Genomic DNA, 15640 nt, shown 5'->3' on the forward strand with positions numbered 1-15640 from the left:
GCCGCGTCCATCGCGCAGGTCCACCGCGCGACCCTGCGCGACGGCTCCGTGGTGGCGGTCAAGGTGCAGCGACCCGGCATCGACGTGGCGGTGCGCCGCGACGTCGACATCGCGCTCCGTGTCGTCCGGTTCCTGGCACGGACCAGCACCGAGGCACGGCAGGTCGGCGTCACCGACGTCGCCCGGCAGTACGCCGACGACCTCGTCCGCCAGGTCGACTTCACGGCCGAGATGCGGAACCTCACGGCGCTCCGAGCCGCGCAGACCCGGAGCGCGCGACCCGACGCGGTCGCGTTCCCCGAGCCGCACCGCGAGCTGTCCGGACGCCGGGTGATGGTGATGGAGTTCCTCGAGGGGGAGACGCTCAGCGCCCTCCGCGCCGCGGGGACCGGGCAGGACCTCGACACGCCGATGCGGGCGGTGCTCGACGCGTTCCTCCGGCAGGTCGTGTTCGACGGGATCTACCACGCCGACCTGCACCCGGGGAACGTCGTGCTGCTGCCCGACGGTCGGCCGGCGCTCATCGACTTCGGGTCGGTCGGGCGCCTCGACCCCGGCCTGCGCTCGACGGTGCAGGACCTGCTCGCAGGGTACATCCAGGACGACACCGAGCGCATCGCCGACGCGGTGATGCGGATGGCTCCCGTGCGCGACGCCGAGGACGAACCGGACTTCCGGCGGGACATCGCGGCGTTCGTGGCCGACGAGCTCGGCCCGGGCGCGCGCATCGGCGTCGAGACCGTGGACGACGCCGTCGCGGTGTTCGGCCGGTACCGGCTGAAGCCCCCGCCGGACTTCGTCGCCGCCGCACGCGCCCTGGCGATCTTCGAGGGGACCCTCCGGAGCCTCGCGCCGTCCTTCGACCTGCTCGAGGAGTCCCGCGACCTGGCCCGACGGCAGATCCGGGACCAGCTCCGGCCCCGGGCCGTCCGGGACCTCGCGCTGCGGGAACTCTTCGGCGTGGTGTCGACCATCCGGAAGCTCCCGCGGCGGATCGACCGGATCGGCGAGGCGATCGAGACCGGCAAGCTCACGGTCGCCATCCGGTTGTTCTCGGACCGCCGCGATCGCGAGGTCGTGTCCGGCCTGGTCCGCCGCGTGCTGCTCGTCCTGCTCGGTTCCGGCGCCGGCGTGCTGTCGATCGTGTACCTGGCGGCACCGGTCCGGCCGACCGCGGTGCTGTCGACCGGCGCCGCCGGGGGAATCCTCGGCGGGACGGCCGTGGTGCTCCTCGTCTGGGCGGCCGTCGACGCCTGGTGGGCGCGGCGACGACGCTGACCCGGTCGGCGCCTGGACGCCGGGGCGCCCGTGCGGTGGTGCCGCCGGGTCTGCTCCCGCCGGGCGCGCTCCCGCCGGGCGCGCTCCCGCCGGGCCTGCTGCCGCCGGTCCGCTACACTCGACGGGGCGTCGGCCCGGGGCACCTCCCCGCCGATGCCGGGACCGGACGCACGTCCGGGAGACCTTCACAACACCATCGAACGGAAGACCCATGGCGAGTACCACTGACATCAAGAACGGCGCCGTTCTCATCATCGACGGGCAGCTCTGGTCGGTCGTCGAGTTCCAGCACGTCAAGCCGGGCAAGGGCGGCGCGTTCGTCCGCACGAAGCTGAAGAACGTCGTCTCGGGCAAGGTCGTCGACCGCACGTTCAACGCCGGTGCGAAGATCGACACCGCGACCGTCGACCGCCGCGACTACCAGTACCTGTACCAGGACGGCGAGTCCTACGTGTTCATGGACACCGACACCTACGACCAGGTCCCCGTCTCGGAGACCGTCGTCGGCGACGCCAAGAACTTCCTGCTCGAGTCGGCGATGGTCACCATCGCGATGAACGAGGGCAACCCGCTCTACATCGAGCTGCCCACGTCGATCGTCACCGAGGTCGAGACCGAGCCGGGCCTCCAGGGCGACCGCTCCTCGGGTGGCACGAAGGACGCGACCATCATCGCGACCGGTCACCGCATCCAGGTCCCGCTCTACCTGGAGAACGGCACCACCGTGAAGATCGACACGCGCGACGGCAGCTTCCTCGGCCGCGTCAACAACTAGGCGACGCCGGATGAGTGCTCGTTCGAAGGCCCGCAAGCGCGCCCTCGACATGCTGTACGTGGCGGAGGTCCGCGAGCTGCCGATCGCGGACGTCCTCGCCACGGAGACGGTCCGTCACCTCGACCAGCCCGAGCGCGCCTCGAGCTGGGACTACGCGCGACAGATCGTCACCGGTGTCGACGACGACCGTGCTGCGATCGACCGGGTGATCGTCGAGCACGCGCAGGGCTGGTCCATCGCACGCATGCCCGTGCTCGACCGCTGCATCCTGCGGATGGGCGTCTGGGAGCTCCGGTACAACCCGGAGGTCCCGGACGCGGTCGCGATCGCCGAGGCGGTGGAGCTCGCCCAGTCGCTCTCGACGGACGACTCGGCGGGCTTCGTGAACGGGGTCCTGGGCGCCGTCGCCGGAGGCCGCGCACCGTCGTCGAAGGCTGCCGACCAGGGCGCCGCACCGTCCGGTCGGACGGTCGCAGGGGACCAGGAGTCCCGGTAGGGTTGACCACGTCAGCGTCCTTTAAGTCCGTCCGGTGAGGCGGGGAAGGAGGTCGGCGTGGGTACCAGAACGGTCCTGCAACAGCCCGACATCACGCGTGCTCTGACACGCATCGCGCACGAGATCCTCGAGGCCAACCACGGGGCCTCGGACCTCGTGCTCCTGGGCATCCCGACACGGGGTGCCGTCCTGGCCGAGCGGCTCGACCGCGTCCTGGCCGACATCGAACCCGAGTGGGCCGAGGACCGCGACCAGCGGCTCGGCACGCTCGACGTGACGATGCACCGGGACGACCTCGGCCACGGCATCGGTCGTGCGCCGCACCGCACGACCATCCCGACGAGCGGCATCGACGGCAAGGTCGTCGTGCTCGTCGACGACGTGCTCTACTCCGGGCGGACGGTCCGGGCTGCCCTCGACGCCCTGCAGGGCATCGGGCGCCCGCGGGCGGTCCGGCTCGCGGTGCTCGTCGACCGCGGCCACCGGCAGCTGCCGATCCGCGCCGACCACGTCGGCAAGAACCTGCCGACCGCGTCCGACGAGCGGGTCACCCTCCGACTGACGGAGACGGACGGCGCCGACGAGGTCGTGATCGAGCAGCCCGACCAGGCCGAGCAGCCCGACCAGGCCGAGCAGGCCGACCGGGCCGAGCAGCCCGAGCGGCAGCCCGGGGGTGACGCCTGATGCGCCACCTCCTCTCCACCGCCGACCTCTCCCGCTCCGAGGCGATCCGCATCCTCGACGTCGCCGAGGAGATGGCCGAGGTCAACACCCGCGAGGTCCGGAAGCTCCCGGCACTCCGCGGCAAGACGGTCGTGAACCTCTTCTTCGAGGACTCCACCCGCACCCGCATCTCGTTCGAGGCCGCCGCGAAGCGCCTCTCCGCGGACGTCATCAACTTCGCCGCGAAGGGGTCGAGCGTCTCGAAGGGCGAGTCGCTCAAGGACACCGTGCAGACCCTGGGCGCGATGGGCATCGACGGCATCGTGATGCGCCACCCGGCGTCGGGGGCCCCGCGGGTCCTCGCGGAGGCGGACTGGATCGACGTCCCCGTGGTGAACGCCGGCGACGGCACGCACGAGCACCCGACGCAGGCGCTGCTCGACGCCTTCACGATGCGCCGCCGGTTGCACGGGGGCGCTAGCCGCGGGCAGGGCCTCGACGGCGTGCGCGTGACGATCGTCGGCGACGTCCTGCACAGCCGCGTCGCACGGAGCAACGCGTGGCTGCTCCGCACGCTCGGCGCCGAGGTCACCTTCGCCGCGCCGCCCACGCTGCTGCCCGCCGTCGACCGGCCGTTCGGGGCCGCCGTGCACCACGACCTCGACGCGGCCCTCGCCGAGGACCCGGACGTCGTGATGCTCCTCCGCATCCAGCAGGAGCGGATGAACGACGCCTTCTTCCCGAACCCCCGCGAGTACACGCGGCACTTCGGGCTGACCGCCGCCCGCGCGGCCGCGCTGTCCGAGCGCACGCTGATCATGCACCCCGGGCCGATGAACCGCGGGCTCGAGATCGCCGGCGTGGCCGCCGACGACCCCCGCTCGACGGTGGTCGAGCAGGTCGCGAACGGCGTGTCGGTCCGCATGGCCGTGCTCTACCTCGCCCTGACCGGCGAGCACGAACCGAAGGAGTCCGTCGCATGACCGCCCACCTCATCCGCGGCGCGCAGCTGGTCGACGGCACGCGTGCCGACATCCGCCTGGAGGGACGGCGCATCGAAGCGGTCGGGTCCGGTCTCGACGTGGCCGGCGCCACGGTCGTCGACGCGGACGGGCTGATCGCCCTGCCCGGTCTCGTGGACCTCCACACCCACCTGCGCGAGCCCGGCGCCGAGGAGTCGGAGACGGTGCTCACCGGCTCACGCGCCGCGGCCGCCGGCGGCTTCACCGCCGTGAACGCGATGGCGAACTCCTCGCCCGTCGCCGACACGGCCGGGGTCGTCGAGCAGGTGCAGGCGCTCGGGGACGACGCCGGGTACGTCACGGTCCGACCGATCGGCGCGGTCTCGCAGGGGCTGCAGGGAACGCACCTGTCCGAGATCGGCGCGATGGCGACCAGCCGCGCGAAGGTGCGGGTGTTCTCGGACGACGGGTCCTGCGTCGCCGACCCGCTGCTCATGCGCCGGGCGCTCGAGTACATCAAGGGCTTCGGCGGGGTGCTCGCGCAGCACGCGCAGGAGCCCCGACTGACCGTCGGCGCGCAGATGAACGAGGGCCGGCTGTCGTCGGAGCTCGGTCTGGCGGGCTGGCCGGCCGTCGCGGAGGAGGCGATCATCGCCCGTGACGTCCTGCTCGCGGACCACGTCGGGGCGCGGTTGCACGTCTGCCACGTCTCGACCGCCGGCAGCGTCGAGGTCATCCGGTGGGCGAAGTCCCGCGGGATCGACGTCACCGCCGAGGTCACGCCGCACCACCTCGTGCTCACCGAGGACCTCATCGCGGGAGTCGACGGCGCCCCCGGCTACGACGCCCGGTACAAGGTGAACCCGCCGCTGCGCTCGCGCGAGGACGTCGACGCCCTGCGCGCGGCCCTCGCCGACGGGACGATCGACATCGTCGCGACCGACCACGCCCCGCACACCGCCGAGGCGAAGTGCTGCGAGTGGCCGGCCGCCGCGAACGGCATGGTCGGGCTCGAGTCGGCGCTGAGCGTCGTGCACGCCGCGGTGGTCGAGAGCGGGCAGCTGGGCTGGGCGGACGTCGCCCGCGTGCTGTCCGAGGCACCCGCGCGCATCGGGCAGGTCGAGGGCCACGGTCGCGGCGTCGTCGCGGGCGCCCCCGCCGAGCTGACGCTGTACGACCCCGCCGCCGTGCGCGAGTTCTCGGTCGACGACCTGCACGGCCAGTCGCAGAACTCGCCGTACCTCGGCATGCGCCTGCCCGGCCGGGTCGTCGCGACCTTCCACCAGGGGTACCCGACGCTCGTCGACGGTGCGCTGGTCGACGCGCACACCGTCGCCGCGAACGCCACGGCGGCCCGGACGGCGGTCGCATGACCGGCGACGCACTGCGGTGGCTCGAGGGCGCGGTCATCCTCGCCCTCGTCGCCCTGCTGTTCGTCGCGATGGCGCGCACCTGGCGGACGCGGGCCAGGAGACAGGCGGACACCGTGCCTCCCGTCCCGGTCCCGTCCGGGCTCGGACCGGCGGCCGGTTCGTGGGACGGGTTCACCGTCGCGACGACCCGCGCCGACCAGCCGCTCGAACGGATCACGGCGGGCGGACTCGGATTCCGGGGCCGCGGCGGCGTGACCGTCCACGACACCGGGGTGGTGCTGCACCACGCCGGTACCGACGACCGCTGGATCGCGGCCGACGCCGTCCGCGGGGCAGACCGCGCGACGACGGCCATCGACCGGGTGGTCGAGCCCGGGGGACTGGTCCGTCTGCGATGGACGGCGACCGGCGCCGCCGGAGCGACGGACCTCGACACCTACTTCCGGTTCCCGGAGGGCGGCGCAGCAGCACTCGCCGCCCTGCAGGGGCTGACGACGACGCACGAACCCCCGCACACCGCGGGCGAAGGGACGAACTGATGACACGCGAACGGGCCGTACTGGTCCTCGAGGACGGCACCCGGTACGACGGTTGGGCGTACGGCGCCCGAGGCCGCACCCTGGGCGAGGTCGTCTTCGCCACGGGCATGACCGGCTACCAGGAGACGCTGACCGACCCGTCCTACGCCGGGCAGATCGTGGTGCAGACCGCGCCGCACATCGGCAACACCGGGGTCAACGACGAGGACCCCGAGTCGCGACGCATCTGGGTCGCGGGCTACGTCGTGCGCGACCCCAGCCGCGTCGTGTCGAACCACCGTGCGAACGCGACGCTCGACGACCACCTCGTGCGCGACGGCATCGTCGGCATCTCCGGCATCGACACCCGGGCGTTGACCCGTCGGATCCGCGACGCGGGTGCGATGAAGGGCGGCGTGTTCAGCGGTGCCGACGCGGCCCTGCCGGCCGCCGAGCAGGAGCAGCTGGTGCGCGACCAGGCGGGCATGGCCGGTGCGAGCTTCTCGTCGATCGTCTCGACGCCCGAGACGTACGTGGTCCCCGCCGTCGGCGAGCAGATCGGCCGGCTGGCCGTGCTCGACCTCGGCGTGAAGGCGTCGACCACCCGGTACCTCGCCGAGCGCGGATTCGAGGTGCACGTCGTGCCGCAGGACATCACGCCCGAGGCGCTGCAGGAGCTCGACCCGGACGCGCTCTTCTACTCGAACGGCCCCGGCGACCCCGCCGCCTCCGACGCGCAGGTCTCGCTCCTGCAGGACTCCCTGAAGACCGGACGTCCGTTCTTCGGCATCTGCTTCGGCAACCAGCTGCTCGGCCGCGCGCTCGGCTTCGGCACCTACAAGCTGCCGTTCGGCCACCGCGGCATCAACCAGCCGGTGCTCGACACCGCCACCGGCAAAGTCGAGATCACCAGCCAGAACCACGGCTTCGCGGTCGACGCGCCCCTGGGCGAGGTCGTCGAGTCCCCGGCCGGCTTCGGCCGCGTCGAGGTCTCGCACTACTCGCTGAACGACCAGGTCGTCGAGGGCCTGCGCGCGCTCGACGTACCTGCCTTCAGCGTGCAGTACCACCCCGAGGCGGCGGCCGGCCCGCACGACTCGATGTACCTGTTCGACCGGTTCGCGGACCTCGTGCGCGAGCGCCGAGCCGGCGAGCCGCTCGACCCCGCGACCGCCACCGCGACCACCCCGGCCGCCGACATCACCAAGGAAGCCAACTGATGCCGAAGCGCGCAGACATCAACTCCGTCCTCGTCATCGGCTCCGGCCCGATCGTCATCGGGCAGGCCGCCGAGTTCGACTACTCCGGCACCCAGGCGTGCCGCGTCCTCCGCGCCGAGGGCGTCCGCGTGATCCTCGTCAACCCGAACCCGGCGACGATCATGACCGACCCGGACTTCGCCGACGCGACGTACATCGAGCCGATCACGAGCGCCTCGCTCGAGGAGATCATCAAGATCGAGCGTCCGGACGCGGTCCTGCCGACGCTCGGCGGGCAGACGGCGCTCAACGCCGCGATCAAGCTCGACGCCGAGGGCATCCTCGCGAAGTACGACGTCGAGCTCATCGGCGCGAAGGTCGACGCCATCCAGCGCGGCGAGGACCGCCAGCTCTTCAAGGAGCTCGTCCTCGAGTCCGGTGCGGACGTCGCCCGCAGCCACATCGCGCACACGCTCGAGGAGGCCAAGGAGTACGCGCAGGACCTCGGCTACCCGCTCGTCGTCCGGCCCTCCTTCACGATGGGCGGCCTCGGTTCCGGCTTTGCCTACAACGAGGAGGAGCTGGTCCGCTTCGTCGGCGACGGCCTGCAGTCGAGCCCGACCACCGAGGTGCTCCTCGAGGAGTCGATCCTCGGCTGGAAGGAGTACGAGCTCGAGCTCATGCGCGACAACTTCGACAACACGGTCGTCATCTGCTCGATCGAGAACGTCGACCCCGTGGGCGTGCACACCGGTGACTCGATCACCGTCGCACCCGCGCTGACGCTGACCGACCGCGAGTACCAGAACATGCGGAACATCGGCATCGACATCATCCGTCGCGTCGGCGTCGACACCGGCGGCTGCAACATCCAGTTCGCCGTCGACCCGTCGAACGGCCGCCTGATCGTCATCGAGATGAACCCGCGCGTGTCCCGCTCGTCGGCGCTCGCCTCGAAGGCGACGGGCTTCCCGATCGCCAAGATCGCCGCGAAGCTCGCGATCGGGTACCGGCTCGACGAGATCGAGAACGACATCACGCGCGTCACGCCGGCGAGCTTCGAGCCGACGCTCGACTACGTCGTCGTGAAGACCCCGCGCTTCGCGTTTGAGAAGTTCCCGGCTGCCGACGCCACCCTGACCACGACGATGAAGAGCGTCGGCGAGGCGATGGCCATCGGTCGCAACTACGCGACGGCGCTGCAGAAGTCCCTGCGGAGCCTCGAGAAGCGCGGATCGAGCTTCCACTGGGACACCCCGGCGGCCGAGCTCGACAAGGACGCCCTGCTGACCGAGGCCCAGGTGCCGACCGACGGCCGCATCGTGACCGTGCAGCAGGCCCTGGTCGCCGGCGCCACGGCGGACGAGGTCTTCGAGGCCACGAAGATCGACCCGTGGTTCATCGACCAGATCGTGCTCATCAACGAGGTCGCGTCCGAGGTGGCCGCCGCCGAGACGCTCGACGCGGACACGCTGCGCTGGGCGAAGGAGCACGGCTTCAGCGACGCCCAGATCGCGTCCCTGCGCGGCATCTCCGAGCAGGAGGCGCGCGACGCGCGGCACACCGCCGGCATCCGCCCGGTCTTCAAGACCGTCGACACCTGCGCGGGCGAGTTCCCGGCCCTGACGCCGTACCACTACTCGTCGTACGACACCGAGACCGAGGTCGCCCCGAGCGACCGCAGGAAGGTCGTCATCCTCGGCTCCGGCCCGAACCGCATCGGCCAGGGCGTCGAGTTCGACTACTCCTGTGTGCACGCGTCCTTCGCGCTGAGCGACGCCGGGTTCGAGACGATCATGATCAACTGCAACCCCGAGACGGTGTCGACCGACTACGACACCTCGGACCGGCTCTACTTCGAGCCGCTCACCACCGAGGACGTCCTCGAGGTCATCGAGGCCGAGGCTGCGTCCGGCGAGCTCGTCGGCGTCGTCGTGCAGCTCGGCGGCCAGACCGCCCTGGGCCTGGCGAAGCCGCTCGAGGCCGCCGGCATCCCGATCCTCGGCACCAGCCCGAGCGCGATCGACTCCGCCGAGGAGCGCGGGCAGTTCGCCGCGATCCTCGAGCAGGCCGGTCTGCTCGCGCCCCGCAACGGCACCGCCCACGACCTCGCCAGCGCGACCGCGGTGGCCGAGGAGATCGGCTACCCGGTGCTCGTCCGCCCGTCCTTCGTGCTCGGCGGCCGCGGCATGGAGATCGTGTACGACCCGACCGCCCTGGCCGACTACTTCGACCGGATGGCCGACCAGGCGATCATCGGCCCGGACCTGCCGCTGCTCGTCGACCGGTTCCTCGACGACGCCGTGGAGATCGACGTCGACGCCCTGTTCGACGGCGACCGGCTCTACATCGGCGGCATCATGGAGCACATCGAGGAGGCCGGCATCCACTCCGGCGACTCGGCGTGCACCCTGCCCCCGGTCGGACTCGGCAAGGCGGAGATCCGCGGGGTCGTCGAGGCGACCGAGCGGATCGCCCGTGGCATCGGCGTCCGCGGGCTGCTCAACGTGCAGTTCGCCATCGGGGCCGGCGTGCTCTACGTCCTCGAGGCGAACCCGCGCGCCAGCCGCACGGTCCCGTTCGTGTCGAAGGCCCTCGGCATCCCGCTCGCCAAGGCCGCGTCCCGCATCATGACCGGCACGTCGATCGACGCGCTCGTCGGCGAGGGCCTGCTGCCCGAGCGCGACGGCTCGTCGGTGCCCCCGCAGGCCCCGGTCGCGGTGAAGGAGGCCGTGCTGCCCTTCCGCCGCTTCCGCACCCACGACGGCCAGGTCGTCGACTCGGTGCTCAGCCCGGAGATGCGTTCCACCGGCGAGGTCATGGGCATCGACCGTGACTTCCCGCGCGCGTTCCTCAAGTCCCAGGACGCCGCGTACGGCGGGCTGCCGACGAGCGGCACGGTCTTCGTGAGCGTCGCGGACACCGACAAGCGCCAGGTCGTCCTGCCCGTGCACCGGCTGCAGCAGCTCGGCTTCACGATCACCGCGACCGAGGGCACCGCCGAGGTGCTCCGGCGAAACGGCATCGAGGTCACGCTCGTCGGCAAGTACAGCGAGGGCGGCGAGAGCGTCGTCGACCTGCTCGCACGCGACGCGGTCGACATCGTCATCAACACGCCCTCGGGTGCCGCCGGCCGCGCCGACGGCTACGAGATCCGTGCGGCGACGGTCGCGGCGGACAAGCCGCTGTTCACGACCATCGCGCAGCTCGGCGCGGCGGTCGCGGCCATCGAGACGATCGGCACGCCGCACAGCGTCCGCAGCCTGCAGGACTACGCGCTCGAGCGCGCCACCTGGTGACCGTCGACGTGTCGACGGCCCAGTCGGGAGGCGTACCCTCCTTCGGCGTCCGGCTCGCCGCCGCCATGGGGGAGCGTTCCCCCCTGTGCGTCGGCATCGACCCCCACGCCGCCACCCTGGCGGCGTGGGGGCTGGGCCGCGACGAAGCCGGCCTGACGGCGTTCGGTGCGGTCCTCGTGGACGCGGCCGCCGGGCGTGCCGCGATCGTGAAGCCGCAGATCGCGTTCTTCGAGGCAGCGGGGGTGGCCGGCTACCGGGCGCTCGACGCGACCCTGCGTCGGGCGCGCGATGCGGGCCTCTTGACCGTCGCCGACGTCAAGCGCGGCGACATCGGCTCGACCGGTGACGACTACGCCCTGGCGTGGCTCGACCGCGACGGGCCGTTCCGGGCCGACGCGATGACCGTGTCGCCCTACCTCGGCTACGGCTCGCTCGCGGGCACGGTCGACGTCGCGCGCGACAACCGTGCCGGTGTCTTCGTCCTGGCGGCGACGAGCAACCCCGAGGCGCGCGTGCTGCAGACCGCCGTGCTCGCGGAGGGGCCGCGTGCGGGGCGGTCCGTCGCGGCGGGTATCGTCTTGGACGTGGCAGACGACAACCGGACCGGCGGCGAGCAGCCGCTGGGAGACGTCGGGCTCGTGCTCGGCGCCACCCTCGACCTGAACGACTTCGGCATCGACGCGGCAGCCATCGGCTCCGCCCCGGTGCTCGCTCCGGGCTTCGGCGCCCAGGGGGCCCGGATCGAGGACCTGCGGTCCCGGTACGGCTCGCGCGCCGAGCAGGTGCTCGTCAACGAGTCGCGCGGGCTGCTCACCGACGGGCCCGACGGCGTCGCCGCCCTCGTGCAGGACCGCGCGGACCGCATCCGCGCCGCGCTGGGAGCCGCCGCGTGACGGACGGGACGACCCCCGGACCCGCTGACGACGCTGCCGGCGTGCCGGACCGCAGCGACCTGCCGGCGCACCGCAACCCGCCGGAGGTCGACCGCGTCGCCGCCGCCCGGGCCGCGGTCGCCGCGCGTCGCGCCCGCGCCGCCGTGAAGGCGCAGGTCGCGTCGGGGGAGCGCAGCGCCCTCGAGGTCGCGCGTGCGGCCTGGACCGACGCCGACCTGCCGGCGGAGAAGTCCCTGCGGGTCCGCGACCTGCTCACGAGCATCTCCGGCATCGGGCCGGCGCGTGCCGAGGCGGTCATGGGCGAGCTGCGGATCGCGCCGTCGAAGCGCCTCGGCGGGCTCGGCAGCCGCCAGCGGACCGCGCTGGCCGACTGGCTCGCCGCCCGCGGCCGGAAGCGCGGCGCGTCGAAGCTCGTCGTCCTCGCCGGACCGACGGCGGTCGGCAAGGGCACCGTCAGTGCGCACATCCGCGAGCAGTACCCGGACGTCAACCTCAGCGTGTCGGCGACGACCCGGAAGCCCCGTCCGGGCGAGGTCGACGGCGTGCACTACTACTTCGTCGACGACGCCGAGTTCGACCGGATGATCCGTGACCGCGAGCTCCTCGAGTGGGCGGTCGTGCACAACTCGTACCGGTACGGCACGCCGCGTCCGCCGATCGACCGCGCGCTCGACGCCGGCGACAAGGTGATGCTCGAGATCGACCTGCAGGGCGCACGCCAGGTCCGCGACGCCATGCCCGAGGCCGTCCTGGTCTTCCTGCTGCCCCCGACCTGGGACGAACTCGTCCGCCGGCTCATCGGCCGCGGCACCGAGTCCGCCGAGGAGCAGGCGCGTCGTCTCGAGACGGCGAAGGTGGAACTCGCCGCGCAGGACGAGTTCGACGTGCGGATCGTGAACTCCGATGTCGGCACCGCGGCACGCGAGGTCGTAGACTTGTTCTCTGCGCCCTGACGGGTGCTCCCGCGTCGCGCGCACCCGCGCGCCCCGACGCCCGCCGACCGAGGAGGACCCCATGGCCAACCCCCAGGGCATCATCGACCCGCCCATCGACGACCTGCTCGCCAAGGTGGAGTCGAAGTACGCGCTCGTCATCTTCGCCTCGAAGCGTGCTCGTCAGATCAACGACTACTACGCCGACCTGCACGAGGGGTCGCTCTTCGACAACGTCGGCCCGCTCGTCGACTCGACGATCGACGACAAGCCGCTGTCCGTTGCTCTGCACGAGATCAACGAGGACAAGCTGACCGTCACCAAGCAGCAGCAGCCCACCGACTGACCGCGGTGACGAGCACCAACCTGCGCCTCTTCACGTCCGAGTCGGTGACGGAGGGGCACCCCGACAAGATCTGCGACCAGATCTCGGACACCATCCTCGACGCCCTGCTCGCGGCCGACCCGCACGCGCGGGTCGCCGTCGAGACCATGGTGACGACGGGTCTGGTGCACGTCGCCGGCGAGGTCACGACCTCCGGCTACGTCGAGATCCCGAAGCTCGTGCGCGACGTCATCACGGGCATCGGCTACAACTCGTCGGAGGTCTCCTTCGACGGCCGCACGTGCGGGGTCGAGGTGTCGATCGGCGCGCAGTCGCCGGACATCGCTCAGGGCGTCGACGAGTCGCTCGACAGCCGTTCGGGTGCCGGGGTCGACCCGCTCGACCGCCAGGGTGCCGGTGACCAGGGCATCATGTTCGGCTTCGCGACGAACGAGACGCCCGAGTACATGCCCGTCGCGATCTGGCTTGCCCACCGCCTGGCGGAGCGGCTCGCCGAGGTCCGCAAGACGGGTGTGCTCGACTTCCTCCGTCCGGACGGCAAGACGCAGGTCACGGTCGGCTACGACGGCGTCGTGCCGAAGACCGTCGAGACCGTCGTGCTCTCCACGCAGCACTCGCCGGCGGTCACGCTCGACGAGCTCACCGCGCAGATCACCGAGCACGTCATCCACCCGGTGCTCGACCTGGTCGACCTCGACTCGTCGCACGTCGACGTCATCGTGAACCCGACCGGCCGCTTCGAGATCGGCGGCCCGCAGGGCGACGCCGGCCTCACCGGTCGCAAGGTCATCGTCGACACCTACGGCGGTGCCTCCCGGCACGGCGGCGGCGCGTTCAGCGGCAAGGACCCGTCGAAGGTCGACCGTTCGGCGGCCTACGCCCTGCGCTGGGTCGCGAAGAACGCCGTCGCCGCGGGACTCGCGGACCGGCTCGAGGTGCAGGTGGCGTACGCCATCGGCCGCGCGAAGCCCGTCGGGCTCTACGTCGAGTCGTTCGGCACCGGCCACGTCGACGACGCCACCATCGAGGCGGCGATCACCGAGGTCTTCGACCTGCGCCCGGCCGCGATCATCCGCGACCTCGACCTGCTCAAGCCGCGCTACGCCCAGACCGCCGCGTACGGGCACTTCGGCCGTGAGCTCCCCGGCTTCACCTGGGAGCAGCTCGACCGCGTCGAGGAACTCCGCGCCGCCGCAGGACTCGTCGCCGCCGCCGTCTAGGCACACCGCGTGACCACCGTCGCGCGCGTCGTCCTCGACTCGCCGCTCCCGCAGTTGGACCGTCTGTTCGACTACCGGGTGCCGGCCGAGCTCGAGGACGACTGCGTGCCGGGGGTGCGCGTCAAGGTGCCGCTGCGCACCGGCGCCCGGATGTCCGACGCGTACGTCGTCGAGGTCGTCTCCGAAGGAGACTGGCCCGGCGAACTCAGCCAGGTCGAGCAGGTCGTCTCGCCGGTGCCGGTGCTCGCGCCGGAGGTCTGGACGCTCGCGCGAGCGGTCGCCGACCGCGCCGCAGGGGTCGCATCGGACGTGCTGCGGCTCGCCGTCCCGCCGCGCCAGGTGCGCGCCGAGAAGGCCTGGCTCGCCCGCGACCCCGGGTGGTCGCCCCCGGCGGTCGGCGCGCCGCCCGTCACGGGGTACGCCGAGGGCGTCCTGGAGGCCCTGGTCGCCGACCACGGTCGCGCTGCGGTCGCCGCCGTGCCGCACCCGGTGGCGCTCACCCCGGCGCCGGGATCGAGCGCCGCCGGTGCGGCCGGTCCCGCCGACGACACCGCCGCGGTGTGGGTCCCCGGCTGGGCTGCCACGATCGCGCAGGCGGCGGCACGCGCCGTCGCCACGGAGCAGTCCGCCGTGGTCGCCGTCCCCGACTTCCGCGACGTGACCGACCTCGAGCGGGCGCTCCTCGCCGTGCTGCCCGCCGAGCGGGTCGTGCGCTTCGACGCCAAGCAGACGAACGGCGCACGGGCGAAGGCGCTGCTGCAGGCCCGTTCGCACGCGGTCGTCGCGATCGGCAACCGCACGGCCATGTACGCACCGGCGACCGACCTCGGCCTCATCGCGGTGTGGGACGACGGGGACGCGTCGTTCGTCGAGCCCCGGGCGCCCTACGTGCACACCCGCGACGTGGCCCTCGTCCGAGCCGCCCAGTCGGGCGCGGCGCTCCTGTTCGTCTCGCACGCGCGCAGCACGGACGTGCAACGCCTGGTCGAGCTGCAGTGGTTGGACGACGTGACCCCGTACCGCGTCGCGACGCCGAAGGTGATCCCGACCGTGCAGCAGAGCGGCGCCGAGGGCTTCGCCGCGCAGGCCCGCATCCCGAGCACCGCGTGGCGCGCCGCGCGCGAGGCCAGTCAGCACAGTCCCGTCCTCGTGCAGGTCGCGAGCCCCGGCTTCGGCACCGGTCTGGTCTGCGCCGAGTGCGGGGAGCGTGCGCACTGCCGGATCTGCGGGGGACCGCTCGGCCAGCCGCACCGGGGCGCGACACCGCAGTGCCGCTTCTGCGGTGCCCTCGCGGTCGGCTTCCGCTGCCCGACGTGCGGCAACGGCACCGTGAAGCCGGTGGGCCAGGGTGCCCAGCGCACCGCGGACGAGCTCGGCCGGGCCTTCCCGGGCACGCGGATCGTCGTCGCCGACGGGTCACGACCGCTCGACGAGGTGCCGGCGCGGCCGTCCGTCGTGGTCGCCACCCGCGGGGCGGAGCCCGACGTTCCGGGTGGCTACGCCTGCGTGCTCCTGCTCGACGGCGAGCGGATGCTGGCGCGCGAGGGCCTCCGCGTGCAGGAGGACGTCCTGCGCTTCTGGACCGGTGCCGCCGCGAAGGGCGCACCCGGGGCCGAGGTGTACCTCGTCGGCATCGGCGGGGCGGTGGGCCCGGCGATGGCGCACGCGCGGCGGGGCGGGGCCCGG

14 protein-coding genes are annotated in these 15640 nt (G+C 72.6%); all 14 read left to right on the forward strand.

The genetic code is table 11. The features are described from left to right. Positions 1-1278 (forward strand): ABC1 kinase family protein (locus H7A69_RS15540; protein ID WP_182047890.1); only part of this gene is annotated, 1278 nt, incomplete at its 5' end. 211 nt (positions 1279-1489) lie between these two features. Beyond that, positions 1490-2053, forward strand: a complete 564-nt coding sequence (gene efp, locus H7A69_RS15545) for an elongation factor P (protein WP_069710793.1) — start codon at positions 1490-1492, stop codon at positions 2051-2053. Positions 2054-2063: 10 nt separating this feature from the next. After that, positions 2064-2549, forward strand: coding sequence for a transcription antitermination factor NusB (gene nusB, locus H7A69_RS15550; RefSeq protein ID WP_182047891.1), 486 nt, complete (start codon positions 2064-2066; stop codon positions 2547-2549). A gap of 57 nt (positions 2550-2606) precedes the next feature. Then, positions 2607-3233 carry a bifunctional pyr operon transcriptional regulator/uracil phosphoribosyltransferase PyrR gene (gene pyrR, locus H7A69_RS15555; protein ID WP_182047892.1) on the forward strand — a complete coding sequence of 209 codons (627 nt, stop codon included), beginning with the start codon at positions 2607-2609 and terminating at the stop codon, positions 3231-3233. Then, positions 3233-4195 (forward strand): aspartate carbamoyltransferase catalytic subunit, encoded by a 963-nt coding sequence (locus H7A69_RS15560; protein WP_182047893.1) that lies wholly within the window; start codon positions 3233-3235, stop codon positions 4193-4195. The genes pyrR and H7A69_RS15560 overlap by 1 nt, the downstream gene beginning before the upstream one ends. Continuing rightward, positions 4192-5547, forward strand: coding sequence for a dihydroorotase (locus H7A69_RS15565; RefSeq protein WP_182047894.1), 1356 nt, complete (start codon positions 4192-4194; stop codon positions 5545-5547). Before H7A69_RS15560 ends, H7A69_RS15565 begins: the two co-directional genes overlap by 4 nt. Next, positions 5544-6086, forward strand: coding sequence for a hypothetical protein (locus H7A69_RS15570; RefSeq protein WP_182047895.1), 543 nt, complete (start codon positions 5544-5546; stop codon positions 6084-6086). Before H7A69_RS15565 ends, H7A69_RS15570 begins: the two co-directional genes overlap by 4 nt. Then, positions 6086-7285, forward strand: coding sequence for a glutamine-hydrolyzing carbamoyl-phosphate synthase small subunit (gene carA / locus H7A69_RS15575; RefSeq protein WP_182047896.1), 1200 nt, complete (start codon positions 6086-6088; stop codon positions 7283-7285). The genes H7A69_RS15570 and carA overlap by 1 nt, the downstream gene beginning before the upstream one ends. Further along, the gene (carB, locus tag H7A69_RS15580) at positions 7285-10563 is read left to right on the forward strand and encodes a carbamoyl-phosphate synthase large subunit (RefSeq protein WP_182047897.1); all 3279 of its coding nucleotides are present in this window, start codon (positions 7285-7287) and stop codon (positions 10561-10563) included. Before carA ends, carB begins: the two co-directional genes overlap by 1 nt. Further along, on the forward strand, positions 10560-11456 hold the full coding sequence (pyrF, locus tag H7A69_RS15585; RefSeq protein ID WP_259346263.1) for an orotidine-5'-phosphate decarboxylase: 897 nt from the start codon (positions 10560-10562) through the stop codon (positions 11454-11456). Before carB ends, pyrF begins: the two co-directional genes overlap by 4 nt. Before the next feature lie 41 nt (positions 11457-11497). Continuing rightward, the gene (gene gmk, locus H7A69_RS15590; RefSeq protein ID WP_411469374.1) at positions 11498-12409 is read left to right on the forward strand and encodes a guanylate kinase; all 912 of its coding nucleotides are present in this window, start codon (positions 11498-11500) and stop codon (positions 12407-12409) included. 61 nt (positions 12410-12470) lie between these two features. Then, complete coding sequence (rpoZ, locus tag H7A69_RS15595; protein ID WP_022906709.1) at positions 12471-12734, forward strand: DNA-directed RNA polymerase subunit omega; 264 nt, start codon at positions 12471-12473, stop codon at positions 12732-12734. 5 nt (positions 12735-12739) lie between these two features. Continuing rightward, positions 12740-13954, forward strand: coding sequence for a methionine adenosyltransferase (gene metK, locus H7A69_RS15600; protein WP_182047898.1), 1215 nt, complete (start codon positions 12740-12742; stop codon positions 13952-13954). Positions 13955-13963: 9 nt separating this feature from the next. After that, the coding region (locus H7A69_RS15605; protein ID WP_182047899.1) for a primosomal protein N' at positions 13964-15640 on the forward strand (1677 nt) is incomplete at its 3' end.

This window comes from Curtobacterium sp. ME26 (assembly GCF_903970945.1).
Classification (GTDB): Bacteria; Actinomycetota; Actinomycetes; order Actinomycetales; family Microbacteriaceae; genus Curtobacterium; species Curtobacterium citri.

Coding starts and splice junctions, on each gene's coding strand:
- efp (WP_069710793.1), top strand. CDS start 1,490: ATGGCGAGTACCACTGACATCAAGAACGGCGCCGTTCTCATCATCGAC.
- nusB (WP_182047891.1), top strand. CDS start 2,064: ATGAGTGCTCGTTCGAAGGCCCGCAAGCGCGCCCTCGACATGCTGTAC.
- H7A69_RS15560 (WP_182047893.1), top strand. CDS start 3,233: ATGCGCCACCTCCTCTCCACCGCCGACCTCTCCCGCTCCGAGGCGATC.
- H7A69_RS15565 (WP_182047894.1), top strand. CDS start 4,192: ATGACCGCCCACCTCATCCGCGGCGCGCAGCTGGTCGACGGCACGCGT.
- H7A69_RS15570 (WP_182047895.1), top strand. CDS start 5,544: ATGACCGGCGACGCACTGCGGTGGCTCGAGGGCGCGGTCATCCTCGCC.
- carA (WP_182047896.1), top strand. CDS start 6,086: ATGACACGCGAACGGGCCGTACTGGTCCTCGAGGACGGCACCCGGTAC.
- carB (WP_182047897.1), top strand. CDS start 7,285: ATGCCGAAGCGCGCAGACATCAACTCCGTCCTCGTCATCGGCTCCGGC.
- rpoZ (WP_022906709.1), top strand. CDS start 12,471: ATGGCCAACCCCCAGGGCATCATCGACCCGCCCATCGACGACCTGCTC.